Here is an 18973-nt window from a genome sequence, read left to right as displayed (position 1 = left end):
ACGGCGTGGCAGGCCACCGAACCCGAACCGGCGGGACATCCGGCACCACATGTACGTGGGGACTCTGTCCTTCGACCTGCTCCTCGGCGACGTTCATTCGTTGAAGGAGAAACGCTCCGTCGTCCGGCCCATCGTCGCCGAGCTCCAGCGCAAGTTCTCCGTGAGCGCGGCCGAGGTGGGCGACCAGGACCTCCATCGCAGGGCCCGGCTGGGCGTCGCGCTGGTGTCCGGGGACCCGGGGTTCGTATCGGACGTGCTCGACCGCTGTGAGCGGCTCGTCGCCGCACGGCCGGAGGTGGAACTCCTTTCGGTGCGCCGAAGGCTCCACACTGATGAAGACTGATTTGAGCAAGGCAAAGAAGGAGAAGGACCAGTGGCCGACAACGCGCGGGCGAAGAAGCTGGCGGACCTCATCCGGGAGGTGGTCGCCGAGAAGCTGCAGCGCGGCATCAAGGACCCCCGCCTGGGTACGCACGTGACCATCACGGACACCCGCGTCACCGGCGACCTGCGGGAGGCCACGGTCTTCTACACGGTCTACGGCGACGACGAGGAGCGCGCGAGCGCCGCGGCCGGTCTGGAGAGCGCCAAGGGCATCCTCCGTTCGGCCGTGGGCCGGGCGGCGGGGACCAAGTTCACCCCGACCCTGACCTTCGTGGCCGACGCCCTCCCGGAGAACGCCAAGACCATCGAGGACCTCCTCGACAAGGCGCGGGCCTCGGACGCCCAGGTGCGGGAGGCCTCCTCGGGCGCCTCCTTCGCGGGCGACGCCGACCCCTACAAGAAGCCGGGCGAGGACGAAGCCGCCGAATGAGCACCTCGGGAAAGACGCCCGACGGGCTTGTCATCGTCGACAAGCCGTCGGGCTTCACTTCGCACGACGTCGTGGCCAAGATGCGCGGGATCGCCAAGACCCGTCGCGTCGGCCACGCCGGCACGCTCGACCCCATGGCCACGGGCGTCCTCGTCCTCGGCGTGGAGCGGGCGACCAAGCTCCTCGGTCACCTCGCGCTGACCGAGAAGGAGTACCTGGGCACCATCCGCCTGGGCCAGACGACGATCACCGACGACGCCGAGGGCGAGATCACGGCGTCGGTCGACGCTTCGAAGGTCACCCGGGAGCAGATCGACGCGGGCGTCGCCGAGCTGACCGGCGCCATCATGCAGGTGCCATCGAAGGTCTCCGCGATCAAGATCGACGGCAAGCGGTCGTACGCGCGCGTGCGCGGCGGCGAGGAGTTCGAGATCCCGGCCCGCCCGGTCACCGTCTCCTCCTTCCGGGTCTACGACGTCCGCGACGACACCGCCGAGGACGGCACGCCGGTCATCGACCTGGTCGTCTCGGTGGTCTGCTCCTCCGGCACGTACATCCGGGCGCTCGCCCGGGACCTCGGTGCCGGACTCGGCGTCGGCGGCCACCTGACCGCGCTGCGGCGCACCCGGGTCGGCCCGTACAAGCTGGACTCGGCCCGGACCCTTGACCAGCTCCAGGAGGAGCTGACGGTCATGCCGGTCGCCGACGCGGCCGCGGCGGCGTTCCCGCGCTGGGAGGTCGACGAGAAGCGGGCCGGGCTGCTGCTCAACGGCGTCCGCCTGGAGATGCCGGAGTACCCGAAGGGGCCCGTCGCGGTCTTCGGGCCCGGGGGGAAGCTGCTCGCGCTCGTCGAGGAGCAGCGGGGCAAGGCCAAGAGCCTCGCCGTCTTCGGCTGAGCCGACCGGACTCCGTCGTGGGGCGGGCACGCGCGCGTGCCCGCCCCACGACTTTCCCCCCTCCGTTTCCCCCGGGAAGTGTCTGTCCCGCAGAGCCGCCGAAATTCACCCCATCGGGGAGGCGCTCGATGCGAACGGGGGAGCGTCAGGGGGCGCGTTTCCCGACGAGCACCTTGGGACGATCACCGGGCGCCTACCGTCGACACCATGGGACCCGGGGACCTGGCGACGCTGGTACGGATCTGCGATCCGGCGGGCCGGCCACGCGGCACCGGTTTCCTCGCCGACCACCACGGGACGGTCGTCACCAGCCACGAAGCCGTCGACGGACTCAGCCGTGTCGTCCTGCACGCCCCCGGCGACCGGACCTGCCTCGCCGAGGCCGAGGCCGTCACCCCCCTGCCCGAGAGCGGCCTCGCGCTCGTACGGACCGAAGGGCTCGGCGGCCGCCCGCTGCCGCTCGCGACCCGGCCCGAGATCGAACCCGGCACATACGTGCGGATCGCCGCCCAGGGCTGGCGCGAGGCCCGGGTCCTAGGCCCCGCCGCCGTCACGTACACCGCCACCGACCGCTTCCACGCCCTCACCGACGCCCTCGAACTCGCCATCGGCACCGAGGGCGCCGAGGCGCTCCGCCGCGGCGGACAGGCCGCCGGCGGGCCCGTCCTCGACACCGTCACCGGCACCGTCCTCGCCGTCCTCGGCACCGCCCTGCACGGCGACCGCCGGGCCGCCGGATACGCGGTGCCGCTCCGGCCCGCCGGCCCCCTCACCGCCCTGCTCCGGCGCAACGCGGCCACCGTCCCCGCCTACGGGCCCGACCTCAACCTCGCCGCGATCCTGGAACTCACCGCCACCTCCACCGGGCCCGCACGGGACCCCGACCCCTGGCCCGAACCCGTCGAACGGCCCGACTGCGTCCGCGAGTTCGCCCGCTTCACGGCCGGCGACACCCCCGTCCTCGCCCTCGTCGGCGCCCCCGGCACCGGCCGCACCACCGCCCTCGCCGCACTCTGCGCCCGGCGCGCCCGGGGCGTCGCACCCGCCCCCACCGTCCGGCTGCGCGGGGCCGACCTGCGCGCCGAGGACCGCTCGCTCGCCGACGCCGTCGGCCGCGCCCTCCACCGGGCCGGCCGGATCGTCGCCGCGTCCGGGGCGCTCGGCGACACCACGACCGCCACCCCGGAGCGGGCCGCCGCCCTCGCCCGGGACGCGGGCCGCCCGCTCCTCGTCGTCCTCGACGGCCCCGAGGAGATGCCCCCGCTCCTCGCCCACCGGCTCGCCGACTGGACGACGGCCACGGAACGCTGGCTCCGCACCCACGGGGCCCACCTGATCACCGCCTGCCGCCCGGAACACTGGGAACAGGCGGGCACGCTGTACACCCCGGGGGCCTTGCACCGGCCGGTGCCGGGCCCCGGCGGCTCGGCCGGGGCGGTGGCGGACCCCGGCGGTCCGCCCGGGTCGGTGGCGGACGCGGGAGCCCCGCACCCGCCGGCGGCGGGACCGGGCGCCCGGCACCGGCTCGCGACGGACCCGGCCGGACGGCCGGACGGTCCGGGCCCGGCCACGACTGCGACCGCCGCGGCGACGACCGGCGGCGGAATGCCCCCGGCCGTGTTTCTCGGGCCGTACTCCGAGACGGAGGCCCGTGCCGTACGCGAGGGGTACGGGATCGGGGAGGCGGACCTCGCCGCGGCGGACGCCCGGCACCCGCTCGCCCTGCGGCTGCTCGCCGAGGTGCGGGCGGCGCTGCCGGGAGAGGTGCCGGGGCGACCCGGGCGCGAGGAGATCTTCACCGCCCACCTGGACCTGGTGTGCCTGCGGGCCGCCGTCCGGATCGCCGCGGGCTCCCGGCCGCTCCTCCGCGGGACGGCCGTCCGCAGGCTCGCCGCGCGCGTGACCGGCCGGGTGCACGAGGCGGCCCGCCGGTGCCTCGGGCCCGGGCACGGCCTCCTGGACCGGGCCTCCTTCGAGGAGCTGTTCCCCTGGCGGGAGGGCTGGGCCCCGGCCGTCCTCACCGAGGGCCTGCTCGTCCCCGCCGGCTCCGGCTACCGCTTCGCCCACGAAGAACTCGCCGACTGGGTCCAGGCCGCCCACCTGGACCTGGACACGGCCCTGCACGCCCTGGTCCACCGGCACCACGAGGACCCGGCCGGGGGTCCCGACCGCCCGCCCGAGGCGGGAGCGCCGGGCCGACCGACCACCGCCGTGGCACCCGCCGAGCCGGGCGCCCCGGACGGCCCCGGCGCACGGGGCGGAGCCGGGGGGCCCGACGTGCTCGGAGCGCCCGCTGGGCGGGGCGGAGTCGCGGGGCCCGGCACGCTCGGGGTGTCCGCAGGGCGGGGCACGTCCGATGTCCCCGGTGCGCCGGCCACGTCCGGAGGTGCCGCGAGCCCGGGCGCCCCCGGGACGCCCCGTGGGGCCGCGGCGCCCTGGGCGCCCGCCGGGCGGGACACGCCCCCGCCTGATGTTCCCGGTGCTCCGGCCGCCCCCGGGGCTGCCGGGCCCGGGACGCCCACCGGGCAGGGCACGCCCGATGGCCCCGACCTGCCTTCCGGGGCCGCCCCCCTCGTCGAGGTTCCGCCGCAGCGGGGTGCCGGGGCGGGGGAGGTCCTGCCCGTTCCCCGGCATCGGATCGGGCCCGTGCTCCAGGCGTTGCTGCTGCTGCACCGGGAGCGGGGACCCGCCGGGCTCGGGCCGCGGCTCGCCGCGCTCGCCGAGGCGCTCGGGCGGTTCGCCCGGGACGGGCAGGCCGGGGACGGGGCCTGGTGGGCCGCGCGGCTCCTCGGGGAGAGCGTGCGGCGCCTGCCCGACCCGCGGCCGTACCTGCCCGTCCTGCGGCTGCTCGCCGACCTGATCGGGGCCCGCCCGGACCGGCACCCGGTCTTCACCCCCTTCGGGACCGCCTTCTGGCTGGGCCTGCCGTTCGGCGAGGACGAGCGGATCGACCTGCTGCGCCGGCTCGCCCCCTCCGACCCGCCCGCCGGAGACCGGAGCCTCGACGCCGTCGCCGCGATGCTGGCCGCCGACCCCCGGGGCGTCCAGCCGCTCCTCTGCCGCTGGTTCGGCGACGACCGCCCCACCGTCGCCACCGCCGCCCAGGCCCTCCTGCACGCCCACCGCGGGCTCGCCGTCGACGACCTCTGCGAGGCGCTCGTCGCCACCGCCCACCCCCTCGCCGACGACCTCCTCGCCGCGCTCGCCGAGGACGAGCCCTCCGCGCTCTGCCGGGCCGTCGACCGCTGGGCCCACGACGACGGGCGCCCGGAGCGGCGCGTCGCGGCCGCCGCGTACGGACACCTGGTCGCCGGGCACGTCACCACCTCCGCCGGCCGCGAGCTCCTCCGCTACGCCGCCCTCGCCCTGCTCGCCCGCCCCGGCGACCAGGCCCTGCACGGCGCCGCCCTCGGCCTCCTCGTCCGCGACCCGCACAGCCGCTCCCGCCACCTGCCCCGCGCCCTCGCCGAGCCCCAGGTGCCCGCGGCCGCCCTCGCCGAGGCCCTCGCGACCCATCCCGAGGAGGTCCTCGCCGCCTTCCGGACCCGGCTGCAGGGCACCGGCGAGGCACCGGCCGCCGTTCTGCGGGCCCTCGCGGAGATCGACACGCCCTCCCTCGCCCGCCGGATCGCCGCCCTCGTCCGCGACTACGCCGCCCACCGCCCCGACGGCGCCCCCCTCGTCGCCGCCTTCGTCGACCGCCGCCTGGAGGACGGGCCGGTGGCCAGGGCGGTCCTCTTCCCGCTGGTCACGGGCCTCATCCGAGGCCGTCCCGCGCCGCTTCGGCGCGCCCTCGCCCCCGTCCTCGCCGCCCCCGGCACCGGGGCCTCCCGCCATCTGCGGGCCGAGCTCCTCGACGTGCTCCTGGAACACGAGCGGTACGAGGCGGAGGCCGGGGAGCTCGCCGTCCTGGAGGCGCTCCTGCGGGCCGTCGCGGAGGGCGCGGAGCTGCGCACCGTCCCGCGCACCCGGCAACTCGCCCACCGGGTCGGCGCGCTGTGCGTCCGTACCCCCGAAGGCGCCTGGCGGCTCGACCGGGCCCTGTCCGGAGCCGTCCGCGACCTGCCCGTCTTCGCCGCGCTCCTCGCCGCCTGGACGGTCGAGGCCCCCGCCGACTGGGCCCCGCTGCTCGGACCGGAGACCGTCCGGGCGCTGCGGAGCCCCGGCACTGCCATGCCGATGCGTACCGACGGCCGTGGACATGGCAGTCTTAGACCTGCGTAAGGCGAACAGGGCGAACAGGCGGACGAGGAGCGGTCACAGTGCAGCGCTGGCGTGGCTTGGAGGACATCCCCCAGGACTGGGGACGCAGCGTCGTCACCATCGGCTCCTACGACGGGGTGCACCGCGGACACCAGCTGATCATCGGGCGTGCCGTCGAGCGCGCCCGGGAGCTGGGCGTCCCCTCCGTCGTCGTCACCTTCGACCCGCACCCCTCCGAGGTCGTGCGCCCCGGCAGCCACCCGCCGCTGCTCGCCCCGCACCACCGGCGCGCGGACCTGATCGCGGAGCTCGGCGTGGACGCGGTGCTGGTGCTGCCGTTCACCGCCGAGTTCTCCCAGCTGTCCCCGGCCGACTTCATCGTCAAGGTGCTCGTCGACAAGCTGCACGCGAAGGCCGTCATCGAGGGCCCCAACTTCCGCTTCGGGCACCGGGCCGCCGGCAACGTCGCCTTCCTGACCGAGCTCGGCGCCACGTACGACTACGAGGTCGAGGTCATCGACCTGTACGTCAGCGGGGCCGCCGGCGGCGGAGAGCCCTTCTCCTCCACCCTCACCCGCCGCCTCGTCGCCGAGGGCGACATGACCGGGGCGGCCGAGATCCTCGGGCGCCCGCACCGGGTCGAGGGCGTCGTCGTCCGCGGCGCGCAGCGCGGCCGCGAGCTCGGCTTCCCGACGGCCAACGTCGAGACCCTGCCGCACACGGCGATCCCGGCGGACGGCGTCTACGCGGGCTGGCTGACGGCGGCGGGAGAGCGGATGCCGGCGGCGATCTCGGTCGGCACGAACCCGCAGTTCGACGGCACGGAGCGGACGGTCGAGGCGTACGCGATCGACCGCGAGGGGCTCGACCTGTACGGGCTGCACGTGGCCGTGGACTTCCTGGCGTACGTGCGCGGCATGCTCAAGTTCGACACCCTGGACGATCTGCTTCAGGCGATGGCGGGGGACGTGAAGCGGTGCCGTGAGCTGACGGAGGAGTACGACCGGGCCTGACCGGTGTAGGCCGCCCCGTGCCGGGCGGTGCCCCTCCCCCCCGCCTCCGTGTGGGGCCCCCGACCCTGTGGGCCCGCGCCCGCCGGGGCGGCGCCCCCCGCCCGTGTGGGCAATCGTCCCGCTGGGGCGAGGGGGTCCCCCCTGCTCGAGCGAAGCCGAGAGCTTGGGGGAGGGTGGGCACACGGGACGGCGCGCTCAGCGGCGCCTCCGCGTTCCGCGCCTGGACCCGCACCAGGCGTGCGGTGCACAGGTCGGTGCGGGTCAGGGCGCGGGAGCCTCTGGCGCCGGCAGGGGCGCCGTTCCGTTGTGCCCACCCGTTCCACCCCAGCGGAACGCATGCCCACAACGGGGGGGTGCGGGAGTGGGCACCGCCCCGGCGGGCGCGCCCGCAACGGGGGCGGGTGGGCGCCGCCCCGGCGGGACGGCTGTCTGCGACGGCGGCTCAGCCCGTCGTCACCCAGTGGCAGGCCACCGCCTGTTCCCCGGTGCCGGGAAGGATCGGCAGGTCCTTGCCCCGGCAGTGGTCCGCGACCGGGGTCGCCTCGCCCGAGGCGAGGAGTTGGCAGCGGGCGTGGAAGCGGCAGCCGGACGGGATGCGGGACGGGTCCGGCGGCTCGCCGGTCAGGACCACCGGGGCGCCCCCCGACTCCGGGAGGACCGACAACAGCGCCCGGGTGTAGGGGTGCTGAGGGTTCGTCAGTACGGACTCCACCGTGCCGGTCTCCACGACCCGGCCCAGGTACATCACCGCCACCCGGTCCGCGATGTTCCACGCGAGGCCCAGGTCGTGCGTCACCACCAGCGCGGACAGGCCCAGTTCGTCGCGCAGGCGCAGCAGCAGCGCCAGGATCTCGCCCCGTACGGACGCGTCCAGGGACGCCACCGGCTCGTCGGCGACGATCAGTTCGGGCTCCAGGACGAGCGCGCCCGCGATGACCACGCGCTGCCGCTGGCCGCCGGACAGCTCGTGCGGGTAGCGGAGGAAGAACCGCTCCGGGGGCCGCAGCCCCGCCCGTGCGAGGGCCTCGGCGACGGCGGCCCGCTCGTCCCCCTCGTAGCCGTGGATCCGCAGCCCCTCCGCCACCGCGTCGTACACGGTGTGCCGGGGGTTCAGCGAACCGCTCGGGTCCTGGAGGACCAGCTGCGCCCGCTTCCGGTAGGCCCTGAGCGCCCCGGAGGAGTACGCGAGCGGCTGCCCGTCGAAGGCGACCGCCCCGGACGTGGGCCGGACCAGGCCGAGCAGGGAGCGGGCCAGGGTCGTCTTGCCGCAACCGGACTCGCCGACCAGGGCCACGATCTCGCCGGCGCCGATGTCCAGGTCCACGCCGTCCACCGCGCGCGCGGGCGGCGCGCCCCGCCGCCCCGGGAAGGTGACGTGCAGGCCGCGCGCCGCCAGCAGTGGCCCCGTGCTCATGACGTGCTCCCCACGTGTACGCAGGCGGCCCGGCGCCCCGCGCCCGCCTCCCGCAGTTCCTGGTCGTGCTCCGCGCAGGCGTCCACCGCCACCGGGCAGCGCGGATGGAAGGTGCAGCCGCCGGGCAGGTCGGCCGGGTCCGGCGGGTCGCCGGGCAGGCCGCGCGGCGCCCGCCGGGACGCGAGGTCGCCGATGCGGGGGAACGCCGAGGACAGTGCCCGTCCGTACGGGTGCCGGGCCGCCTCGTACACCGCCCGCGCGGGTCCCTCCTCGACGACCCGGCCCGCGTACATCACGGCGAGCCGGTCGCAGGTGTCGGCGAGGACCGCCAGGTCGTGGCTGATCATCAGGAGGCTGATGGACTGCTCGGCGACGAGCCGCTCGATCAGCCGCAGGATCTGCGCCTGGATCATCACGTCGAGCGCGGTCGTCGGCTCGTCGGCGACGATCAGGCGGGGGTCGCAGGCGAGCGCCATCGCGATCATCACGCGCTGTCGCTGTCCGCCGGACAGCTCGTGTGGGTAGGCGGCGGCCCGGGCCGCCGGGAGCCCGACGTGTTCGAGCAGCTCGCCGACCCGGGTGCGGGCCGCCGCCGGGGTCGCCCGGCCGTGCACGAGCAGCGGTTCGGCGATCTGGTCCCCGATCCGGTGCACCGCGTTCAGCGAGTGCATCGCGCCCTGGAAGACGATCGACGCGCCCGCCCAGCGCACGGCCCGAAGGCGTCCCCACGACATGGCGAGGACGTCGTCGCCGTCGAGCAGGATCTCGCCCTCGATCCGCGCCGAGGCCGGAAGGAGCCGCAGCAGCGCGAGCGCGAGCGTGGACTTGCCGCAGCCCGACTCGCCGGCCACGCCCAGCTTGGTGCCCGACTCCAGGGTCAGGTCGACCCCGCGCACGGCGGGCACGGCGGTCGCGCCGGAGCCGTACGTCACCCGCAGGTCCCGCACCTCCAGGAGGCTCATCGTCCCACCCCCAGCTTCGGGTTCAGTACGGATTCCACGGCCCGGCCGCACAGCGTGAAGGCGAGCGCGACCAGGGCGATCGCGATCCCCGGCGGGGCCAGGTACCACCAGTGCCCGGAGGAGACGGCGCCCGCCTCCCGGGCGTCCTGGAGCATCCCGCCCCACGACACCACCGTCGGGTCGCCGAGGCCGAGGAAGGCGAGGGTCGCCTCGGTGAGGATGGCCGTCGAGATGCCGAGGGTGGTCTGCGCGAGCACCAGCGGCATCACGTTCGGCAGCACGTGCCGGGTCATGACGTGCCGGTGGCCGCCGCCGAGCGCGGTCGCCCGCTCGATGTACGGGCGGGACTCCACCGCGATCGTCTGCGCCCGCACCAGACGGGCGGTGGTGGGCCAGGAGGTCACGCCGATCGCCAGGACCACCGTCCACATCGACCGGGACATGACCGTCGCGAGCACGATCGCGAGCACCAGCGTCGGCATCACCAGGAACCAGTCGGTGATCCGCATGACGACGGTCGAGAACCAGCCGCCGTAGTGCCCGGCGACGATGCCCACCAGGGTCCCGATGGCGACCGAGAGGGTCGCCGCGAGCAGGCCGACGAGCAGCGAGATCCGGGCGCCCCAGATCAGCAGCCCGAGCAGCGAGCGCCCGAACTGGTCGGTGCCGAGCGGGAACTCGGCGCTCGGCGGCTCCAGGGCCGTGCCCGGCGCCTCCGTCACCGACTGCACGTCGGAGCCGACGATCAGCGGGGCGGCGAGCGCGAGCAGGGCGATCAGGGCGAGGCCGGCGAGACCGTACAGCCCGGCCCGGTGCGTGCGGTAGCCGCGCCAGAAGCGGGACACGGAACCCTTGCGGCGTTCCCAGGCCAGAGAGGTCTTCGGAGAGGTCGTCGGAGAGGTCATCGGCCCACCCGGGGGTCGAGCAGCGGATAGAGCAGGTCGGCGATCAGGTTCATCAGGATCATCGCTCCGGCGAAGACCACGAAAAGGCCCTGCACGAGCGGTAGATCGGGCACGCTCAGCGCCTGGTAGAAGAGGCCGCCGAGCCCGGGCCAGGAGAACACCGTCTCCACCAGGATCGAGCCAGCCGCCACGTGCCCCAGGTTGATGAAGATCATGGTGACGGTCGGCAGGAGCGCGTTCGGCACGGCGTGCCGGCGGCGCACGGCGTCGTCCCGCAGCCCCTTCGCCCGCGCCGTCGTCAGGTAGTCGCCGCCCATCTCGTCGAGGAGCGAGGAGCGCATCACGAGCAGGGTCTGCGCGTAGCCGACCGCCACGAGCGTGACCACGGGCAGGACCAGGTGGTGGGCGACGTCCAGGACGTACGCGAAACCGGTCTCGCCCGTGCCCGACTCCATGCCGCCGGTCGGGAAGAGTCCCGGGATCGGTCCCATGCCCACCGAGAAGACGATGATGAGGAGCAGCCCGAGCCAGAAGGAGGGCACCGACCACAAAATCAGCGCGATCCCGGTGTTCAGCTTGTCGCCGAGACCGCCGTGCCGCCAGGCCGAGCGGGTGCCCAGCCACAGGCCGAGCGCCGAGTAGATCACCACGGCGACCCCGGTGAGCAGCAGCGTCGCCGGGAGCTTCTCCGCGATGAGGTCCCCGACGGGGGCGCGGAACTGGAACGAGGTGCCGAGGTCGCCGCTCAGTGCCTTGGCGCAGTAGTCGGTGAACTGCTGCCACAGTGGCAGGTCGAGCCCGAACTGGCGGCGCAGTGTGGCGAGTTGCTCGGCCGAGGTGGGGACGCCGTGGGTCATCGCCTTCACCGGGTCACCGGGGATGATCCGGAAGAGGAAGAAGCTGGTGACCAGGACGGCGAAGAGCGAGACGAGCGCGCCGCCCAGCTTCCCCGCCGCGTGGCGGAGATAGCCGAGGGAGGAACCGGTGCGGGGTGCGCCGTCCGTGACGCGGGCCTTCTCGGCCCGCGCCACGTCGGCGGGGGTGCTTGCCGTCGTCACGTACTACTCGCGGTCGTCGGCGGTGGAGCGGCGGCGCAGACCGAGGAGGACGCCGATGCCGAGCACGACCACCACGGCCGCGCCGATGCCGATGACGACCCCGGCGGACGAGCCGCCCTCGGAGTCCTCGGCCCGGGCCGTGGGCACGGCCGACCACCAGCTCCAGTAGCCGTCCTGGCCCCACAGGTTCCCGGCGGCCTCGGGCATGGTCGTGATGGACCTGATCTGGTCCGTGCGGTACGCCTCCAGGGCGTTCGGATAGGCCATGACGTTCATGTACCCCGTGTCGTACAGCCGGGACTGCATCCGCTTCACCAGATCCGCCCGCTTGGCGGCGTCGTACTCCACCGCCTGCTGCGCGTAGAGCCCGTCGAACTCCTTGTCGCAGATGAAGTTGTCGGTGGCGCCGGAGTCCTTCGGGGTCGCCGGGAGCGTGCCGCAGGTGTGGATGGAGAGGACGTAGTCCGGGTCGGGGTTGACCGACCAGCCGTCGAAGGCGAGGTCGTAGTCGCCCTTGACCCAGGGGTCGGAGACGCTGTCCAGGCACTCGACCTTCAGGCCGATGCCGAGCTTGCCCCACCACTCCTGGAGGTACTTGCCGACCGCCTTGTCGTTCGGGTCGGTGGCGTGACAGAGGATCCGGAAGTCCAGCGGCCTGCCGTCCTTGCCGACCCGCTTGCCGGCGGCGTTCTTCCGGTATCCGGCGGCGTCGAGGACCTGCTCGGCCCGGGCGGGGTCGTACGCCCGCTCCTGCGCGCCCTCCGGCTTCCAGAAGTACGAGCCGAAGCGCGGCGGGATGTACCCCTCGCCCTCGACGGCGTGGCCCTGGAAGACCTTGTCGACGAGGGTGGTGCGGTCGACGGCGAGGAAGAGGGCCTTGCGGACCTCGGGGTCGAGCAGCGCCTTGTTGCCGTTGCCGAAGGTCTTGCCGTCCTGGGCCTTCGCGCCGGGGTTGGTGGCGAGGGCGTAGAAGCGGCGGCCGGGGGCGTCGTTGACCTTGATGTTCTTCTGGGTCTTCAGCGCGGCCGCCTGGGCGGGCGTCAGGTTCGGTACGAAGGACACCTCGCCCTTCTGCAGGGCGGCGACGGCGGCGTCCCCGTCCTTGTAGTACTTGAAGACCAGCTCGTCGAACTGGGGGGCGCCCCGCCAGAACTTCTTGTTCGGCTTGAGCTTGATGTACTGGTCGACCTTGAAGTCCGTGATGACGAAGGGGCCGTTCCCGACGATCGGGAACTCCTTGTCGTTGTTGAACTTCGAGAAGTCGGTGACCTTCTCCCAGACGTGCTTCGGCACGATCGGCACGTCGAGGGCCGTCATCGTCGCCTGCGGCTTCTTCAGCCGGATGACGAGCGTCTGCGGGTCGGGTGCGGTGACCTGCGCGAAGTTCGCGGTGAAGCTGCCGTTGGCGGTGGCGGCGTTCGGGTCGGTCATCATCTTGTTGAAGGTCCAGGCCGCGTCCTCGGCGGTGGCCCGCTGCCCGTCCGACCAGGTCGAGTCCTTGCGGATCGTGTACGTCCACGTCAGCTTGTCGGGCGAGGACTTCCAGGCGGTCGCCAGGCCCGGGATCGTGTGGGCGTCCTTCGGGTCGTAGTTCGTGAGGTACTCGTACGCCAGCCGGTGGATGCTGGTCGAGGTGAGCTTCTGGGCCAGGAACGGGCTCAGCGAGTCGATGCTCTGCGAGACGGCGACCGTGAGGGTGGTGCCGCCGGACTTCTCGTCCTCCGCCTGCGCGGTGCCGGGAACGACGACGAGGGAGCCTGCGGCAAGACCGGTGGCGAGCAGCAGTCGGAGGGCTCTGCGGGCGGGGGCGGGGCGGGGTGGAACCTTCGTGACCATGACCATGGGACGTGACCTCGCGTCGGAGTTACTGTCGTGGATCTTGGGCTGACGATGGGTGAAGCGAAGGTGTATCAGCGGTGGTCTGCCGTCGTCAACGATCCCTCAAACCCCTTGTGGACTGCGGGAACGCCATGAGGCTCCGTATCGGTGAGCCGATACGGAGCCTCATTGGTCTCATCCTGTGACGCCCTACTGCTGAGGGGCTGGCGGCGCCTGCGGAGGGCCCTGCGGGTCCGCCTGTGGAGGCAGCGGCTGTCCCGGCCGGGACTCGTTCCCGTCCTGCGGCTGCTGCCAGGACTGCGGCACCCCCGGCTGTCCCGGCTGACCGGGCTGCGGCGGGTACGGCGCGCCGGCCTGGGGCCCGTACGGCTGGCCGGGGACGGGCTGGCCGGGGCCGAACTGATCCGGCATCGGTCCGGGCGCCTGTCCGGGCATCTGCCCCGGCAGCGGCTGTCCCGGCTGCGGGTACCCCTGGGGCGGGTGGGGCTGGCCGGCCGGGGGCTGCGGCGGGTACGGCTGACCGGGCTGCGGCGGCTGGGGCGCGTACGGCTGACCGGGGGCCGGCTGCCCGGGCGCGAACTGACCGGGCGCGAACTGACCGGGCACGGGCTGACCGGGCATCGGGCCGGGCGCCTGACCCGGCATCGGCTGTCCCGGCATCGGCTGACCGGGCACCTGGCCCGGCGCGAACTGCCCCGGCACCGGCTGGCCGGGCATCGGCTGCCCCGGGCCCTGCTGGCCCGGCATCGGCGGGGCCATGTGCGGGGGCATGGCGCCCTGGCCGTCCCCGGTCCACAGCCCCTGCGCCTGCTGCGCCCGTACGAAGTCCTCGGCCACCATCGCCGAGAGGTGGAAGTACGCCTCCCGGGTCTTCGGCCGCATCATGTCGAGGTCCACCTCGGCGCCGGCCGCCAGGTGCTCGTCGAAGGGCACGACCACGACGCCGCGGCAGCGGGTCTGGAAGTGCTGCACGATGTCCTCGACCTTGATCATCTTGCCGGTCTCGCGGACACCCGAGATGACCGTGATGGAGCGCTGCACCAGGTCCGCGTAGCCGTGCGCGGAGAGCCAGTCCAGCGTGGTCGAGGCGCTGGAGGCGCCGTCCACGGAGGGCGTGGAGATGATGATCAGCTGATCGGCGAGGTCCAGGACCCCGCGCATGGCGCTGTACAGCAGACCCGTGCCCGAGTCGGTGAGGATGATCGGGTACTGCTTGCCGAGGACGTCGATCGCGCGCCGGTAGTCCTCGTCGTTGAAGGTCGTCGAGACGGCCGGGTCCACGTCGTTGGCGAGGATCTCCAGACCGGACGGCGCCTGCGAGGTGAACCGGCGGATGTCCATGTACGAGTTGAGGTACGGGATCGCCTGCACCAGGTCGCGGATGGTCGCCCCGGTCTCGCGCCGCACCCGGCGGCCCAGCGTGCCGGCGTCCGGGTTGGCGTCGATCGCCAGGATCTTGTCCTGCCGCTCGGTGGCGAGGGTCGCGCCGAGCGCGGTGGTCGTCGTGGTCTTGCCGACACCGCCCTTGAGCGAGATGACCGCGATCCGGTAGCAGGAGAGGACCGGCGTCCGGATCAGGTCCAGCTTCCGCTGCCGCTCCGCCTCCTCCTTCTTGCCGCCGAGCTTGAAGCGGTTGGCGGCGCCGGGGTTGCGGCTGGACTTGGGCTTCTGCTTGTTGTTGCGGAGCAGCCGGTCGGAGGAGAGCTCGACGGCCGCGTTGTACCCGAGCGGGGCGCCCGGCACGGACCGCTCCCGCTGGTCGTGCGTCACCGGCGAGGGCCAGGCCGCACCGGTCCGCGGATCCACCGGCGGCTGACCGTCGTACGGCGGCTGCGGGGCCTGCGCCGCCTGCGGGGGTACGGCTCCGGGGTGCGGGTAGCCGTAGCCGCCCGGCGCCTGCGCCTGCGGCGGGACACCGCCGGGCGCTCCGGGCTGCTGCGGATAGCCGTAACCGGCCTGCTGCGGAGGCGTCCCGGGGTGCGGGAAGCCGTAACCGCCCTGCGGCGCCGGGGGCTGGGGGGTCTGCGGGGCCTGCGGGTAGCCGTAGGCGCCGGGCGCCTGGGGCTGGGCCTGCGGCGGGACGGGGCCGGGCGCGCCGGGCGCGGGCGCCTCGGGGGCGGGCCAGGCGGCGGTGGGCGGCAGCGGCGCGGCCGGCGGCACCGGCTGGGCGCCGGGGGCGGGCTGCGCGGGCCACTGCTGCGCGGGCTCGGGGGCGGCCGGCTGGAAGGACGGGGGCAGCGGGGGCAGCCCGGCCCCGGCCTGCGGACCTCCGGCGGGGTACGGCGCGGGGTACGGGGTGCCGGGGAAGGGCCCCGGAGCGCCACCGGCCTGCTGTGCGGCGGTGTCGTACGGACCGGGGGCCGCGCCGGGACCGAAGCCCTGCGGCGCGTCGGCGGCCGGCTGCGCGGCCGGGAGGGGGGCGGCGCCGGGAGCGGCGGAGGCCTCCGCCTCGGTGCCGGTCCCGGGGTCCGGCTGGGTCTCCGCGACGGGTGCGACGGGCTCGTCCTCCGCGCCCGCGGTGTCGTCGGCGACATCGCCCCCGGTCGCGTCACCGGCGGCCTCGGCCTTCTCGACGCCGTCCGAGCCGTCGGAACTCTCAGGGCCGTCCGCGCCGTCCGACGAGCTCGGCGCCTCGGCGGCCGCGGTGTCGTCGGTGCCCGCCGTGCTGTCGGCGGACTCGCCGGGGACGGCAGGGGCGTCCTGGACGGTGTCCGCCGGACCGACGGGCTCGACGGTCCCCTCGCTCGCGGCGGGCTCCGCCGCTTCGTCGACGGCGGGCGTCGCCGAGCCGGTGGAGCCCTCCGCGTTCTCCGACTGCTCCACCGAGCGCTCGGCGATCTCGCGCTGGAGCTGGGCGGGGGAGAAGCGCATGGTGGCGCCGCCCTCGACGTCCCCGCCGCCGAACGAGGCCGCGGGCGCGGCCGCCTCCGGCGCGGGCGACGGGACGGAAGGCGCGGCGGCGGGCGACGGCGCGGCGTCGGACGCCGGCACGCCCGGCCCCGGCGTACCGGGCGCGAACGCCGGCGCGGGAAGGCCGGCAGCAGGGGTGCCGGGAGCAGGCGCGACAGGAGTGGGCGTGACGGGAACCGGCGCGGCAGCCGAGGGCGCACCCGGCGTGCCGTACGGAGGACCCCCCGCCGGAGGCACCGCGCCGGCCGGCTGCAACGGAGCAGGGGCGACGGGTGCTACCGGCTCGACCGACTGAACCGGCGCGGGCGCGGGCGCAGGAGCCGCGGGCGGGGTCGGCGGTGCGACGTTCCAGCTGGGCTCGAAGCCGCTGCCCGCCGGGAGGCCCGGCACGGCGACCGGCGCTCCGCTCGGCGGCGGGGGAGTGACACCGCCCGTCCCCGTACCGCCCGACGCGTTCTGCGTGTACCAGGCGGGCGGGGTGTAGTCGATGGTGAACTCACCCGTCATCTCGGCGGGATCCGCGTCGGACTGATCGTCGGCGGGTGGATTCCAACCCCCGTGGATCTCGTCGCGATCGCCGTTCACTTTGCCTCCTGGTGTGGTCGAGCACCCTTGTGCCGTTGTGGGCGGGGCCCTTCCACCCTAAACGCCGCGAGGCGCGCCGGGGCAGGGCCGACGGCCCCTCCGCGCCCGCCTCCGCGACCCGGTCCGGGCCCCAAGTGACCCGGCCGCGCCGCAGAGTGAGAACCCCCACCGTTCAAAACGATGCAAAAACGGACGTACTTGAACGGCCCCGTGTCATGAGGTCGCCGCTCAGTCCATCCGGCGGGCGCCGCCCAACAATCCGGTCTCGGCGTCCGTCGCCTGGGTCATGACGAACTGGCGGTCGTTCGGCGTGCACCAGAGGGTCACCCCGTCGGCGAGCGTGGACAGCGCCTCGTACTCGTTCCGGGGCAGGCTCATGATGCGGCCGATCTGGGCCGCCTCGTCCGGGGACACCCGCTGGACGCCGACCAGGGAGGACTTCTCCAGGAGCCGGGGCGCGACCGGGCTCAGATAGGGCAGCAGCGTCACCACGGACTGCCAGGGCGCCGACACGACGCGGCCGCGCGGCGGCCGCATGCCGCAGTCGCGCACCACGACCACCGGACTGCCCGCCGACGCGCCCTGCGGCGGCACCCGGCCCACGTCGTGCAGCGTGATGCACGGCTGCCCGCCGCCCGCGGCCTGTGCCAGGGCCGTCCACGCCTGGGCGCGGCCGGTCTCGACCGCCACCCGGGCGCCGGTCGCGGCCGCCCGCAGGGCCAGGACCTGCGCGGTCCACAGACCGCCGATGAGGGTGACGTCGTACGGGACGGGCCGGTTGATGCCGAGCACGGCCGGGCGGCCCTCGGCGTCCACGCCGATCACCATGCCGTCGTCGCCGACCGGCAGGGCCAGCGCCTCCAGCTGTTCCAGGGGTACGGAGTGCCGGTCGCGGCGCGGCCCGACGAGTCCGAAACCGAACCGGGGCCGGGTGGTCCGACCCGTACGCCGGGCGGAAGGCGCGCCCGGGGCCGGTGACGTGCCGAAGGATGCGGTGGACATCAGCGCGCACCTCCCAGCGGAAGCGTCGCCAGGATGCCGGGCACCTGTTCCCGGTCGAGCCGTACGAGCCCCGTCTTCACCCCGCGCGCCGCACGCTCCAGCTCGTGCCGCGCGGCCACCAGTTCCTCGTCACTGCGTCCGGTGATCCGCACGTGTCCGGTCACCGTCACCTCCTGCCGGTCCCCACCGCTCAGCGTCAGGCTGAACGTCGTCGCGAGCGCGGGCAGCGAGGTCAGCAGGGCCACCAGCTGCGGCATCGACGCGCCCGCTCCGCCGTTCCGGCCGCCCAACTGGGGCCAGCGCCCCACCCAGTACGTCGTGTGCCGTCGGTCGTCCACCCGCCAGGTCCGCGCGGTCTCCTGGGTCCTGCGCCCCTGCGCCTGGCCCCGGCCCGCCTGCGCGATCGCCATCGGGCTGGCGCAGCTCGACGTGGCGAGCGCCGAGGTCAGTTCCTGCTCCGTCAGCACGCTCGCCCGGAACCCGGCGCCGGCGAGCCGGCTCGCCAGCTGGTCCGCCGCGCGCACCACGCACTTCTGGGCGCCGGTCATGCCGCCGCCGCGCGCGGCGACCGCCTCCGGGCAGAGCTCGGGGTCGAGCTTGAGCGCGATCCAGGTGATGCGCACCGCGGGCGAACCCGTCTGCGCCTGGAGCGGCCCGTAGTTGCGGGCGGCCATCGACTGCGCGGGCAGGTGCGGGGCGGGCGCCGGCTGCGTGTGCTGCACGATCTGTGCCGACTCCAGCCGGATGCCGTCCACGCTCAGCACGTCCCGGACGAGCCCGACGGGCAGCGGCTTCGCCGCGCGGTCCGGGCGCAGCGCCGTGCCGTCCGACTCGACCCGCAGGACGGCGGTCAGGAAGGTGCCGTCGCCGACCATCCCGACCGGACGCCGGTCGCGGTCGCTGTACGCGTAGGTCCGCAGCGCGGGATCGCACTCCACGAGCGGCGCGAACCCCGGCTCGGTGCCCTCCGGCACCGCGAGCGAGGCGGCCCGGCGCGAGCGGGCGCGCAGCGCGAGGAAGGTGCCGAGCCACTCGGGCAGCGAACGCCGGTGCCGGCGCACCACGGCGAGCAGGACGAGCACGACGGCGACCACGCCCGCGGGGACGAGCAGCATCGGCTCGACGACCCAGGCGAGGAGCAGCAGCGCCGCCGCCACCTCGATCAGTACGAGCTGTTGCAATCGGAACGAACCGAAGTGTCCGGGGCGTGCCTGGAGCCGCGGTGAGACCGCGGGGGCGGGGCCCGTGGACGGGGGTGTGGAGGCAGCGGCCGCGGCGGGCCGCCTCCGCCTCGCGGAAGCCATGATGGAGAATCCCCCTCAATTCATCCCGATGACCCTGGCCCGCCAGGGCTTTGGCGGCCGGATCACCC

The 18973-nt window shown here is 74.9% G+C and carries 13 protein-coding genes; 5 read left to right on the top strand and 8 right to left on the bottom strand.

What is annotated here, in order from left to right:
* Positions 1-49 precede the first annotated feature (49 nt).
* The 5 genes from BLW86_RS10630 (at position 50) to BLW86_RS10610 (ending at position 6926) form a co-directional block, all read left to right on the top strand.
* Entirely contained in the window at positions 50-343 is a 294-nt protein-coding gene (locus BLW86_RS10630; protein ID WP_019889861.1) for a DUF503 domain-containing protein, read from the top strand.
* A gap of 30 nt (positions 344-373) precedes the next feature.
* Positions 374-814 carry a 30S ribosome-binding factor RbfA gene (gene rbfA, locus BLW86_RS10625; protein WP_017235864.1) on the top strand — a complete coding sequence of 147 codons (441 nt, stop codon included), beginning with the start codon at positions 374-376 and terminating at the stop codon, positions 812-814.
* Entirely contained in the window at positions 811-1710 is a 900-nt protein-coding gene (gene truB, locus BLW86_RS10620) for a tRNA pseudouridine(55) synthase TruB (protein ID WP_093873813.1), read from the top strand. The genes rbfA and truB overlap by 4 nt, the downstream gene beginning before the upstream one ends.
* A 207-nt stretch (positions 1711-1917) precedes the next feature.
* A complete protein-coding gene (locus BLW86_RS10615; protein ID WP_093873812.1) occupies positions 1918-5934 on the top strand; it encodes a trypsin-like peptidase domain-containing protein in 4017 nt (1338 codons plus the stop codon).
* Positions 5935-5972: 38 nt separating this feature from the next.
* Entirely contained in the window at positions 5973-6926 is a 954-nt protein-coding gene (locus BLW86_RS10610; RefSeq protein ID WP_093873811.1) for a bifunctional riboflavin kinase/FAD synthetase, read from the top strand.
* Between the two features lie 442 nt (positions 6927-7368).
* On the opposite strand, the gene BLW86_RS10605 is transcribed toward BLW86_RS10610, so the two are convergent.
* From BLW86_RS10605 to eccE, 8 genes are all read right to left on the bottom strand, one after another.
* Entirely contained in the window at positions 7369-8340 is a 972-nt protein-coding gene (locus BLW86_RS10605; RefSeq protein ID WP_093873810.1) for an ABC transporter ATP-binding protein, read from the bottom strand.
* Complete coding sequence (locus tag BLW86_RS10600; protein WP_093873809.1) at positions 8337-9302, bottom strand: ABC transporter ATP-binding protein; 966 nt, start codon at positions 9300-9302, stop codon at positions 8337-8339. The genes BLW86_RS10605 and BLW86_RS10600 overlap by 4 nt, the downstream gene beginning before the upstream one ends.
* Positions 9299-10207, bottom strand: a complete 909-nt coding sequence (locus tag BLW86_RS10595) for an ABC transporter permease (protein WP_093873808.1) — start codon at positions 10205-10207, stop codon at positions 9299-9301. Before BLW86_RS10595 ends, BLW86_RS10600 begins: the two co-directional genes overlap by 4 nt.
* Positions 10204-11265: an ABC transporter permease gene (locus BLW86_RS10590; RefSeq protein WP_093873807.1), complete on the bottom strand. Its 1062-nt coding sequence runs from the start codon at positions 11263-11265 to the stop codon at positions 10204-10206. Before BLW86_RS10590 ends, BLW86_RS10595 begins: the two co-directional genes overlap by 4 nt.
* Before the next feature lie 3 nt (positions 11266-11268).
* Complete coding sequence (locus BLW86_RS10585; protein WP_093878606.1) at positions 11269-13101, bottom strand: ABC transporter substrate-binding protein; 1833 nt, start codon at positions 13099-13101, stop codon at positions 11269-11271.
* 192 nt (positions 13102-13293) lie between these two features.
* Positions 13294-16599, bottom strand: coding sequence for an SCO5717 family growth-regulating ATPase (locus tag BLW86_RS10580; RefSeq protein ID WP_093873806.1), 3306 nt, complete (start codon positions 16597-16599; stop codon positions 13294-13296).
* A 228-nt stretch (positions 16600-16827) separates the two neighbouring features.
* Positions 16828-17601 (bottom strand): hypothetical protein, encoded by a 774-nt coding sequence (locus BLW86_RS10575; RefSeq protein ID WP_093873805.1) that lies wholly within the window; start codon positions 17599-17601, stop codon positions 16828-16830.
* Positions 17601-18905, bottom strand: a complete 1305-nt coding sequence (eccE, locus tag BLW86_RS10570) for a type VII secretion protein EccE (protein WP_093873804.1) — start codon at positions 18903-18905, stop codon at positions 17601-17603. Before eccE ends, BLW86_RS10575 begins: the two co-directional genes overlap by 1 nt.
* Positions 18906-18973 lie beyond the last annotated feature (68 nt).

It is taken from the genome of Streptomyces sp. TLI_105 (assembly GCF_900105415.1).
In the GTDB taxonomy this organism is placed as follows: Bacteria; Actinomycetota; Actinomycetes; order Streptomycetales; family Streptomycetaceae; genus Streptomyces.
The sequence above is the reverse complement of the archived record's forward strand: the minus strand, read 5'-3'. Positions and strand labels throughout refer to the sequence as shown.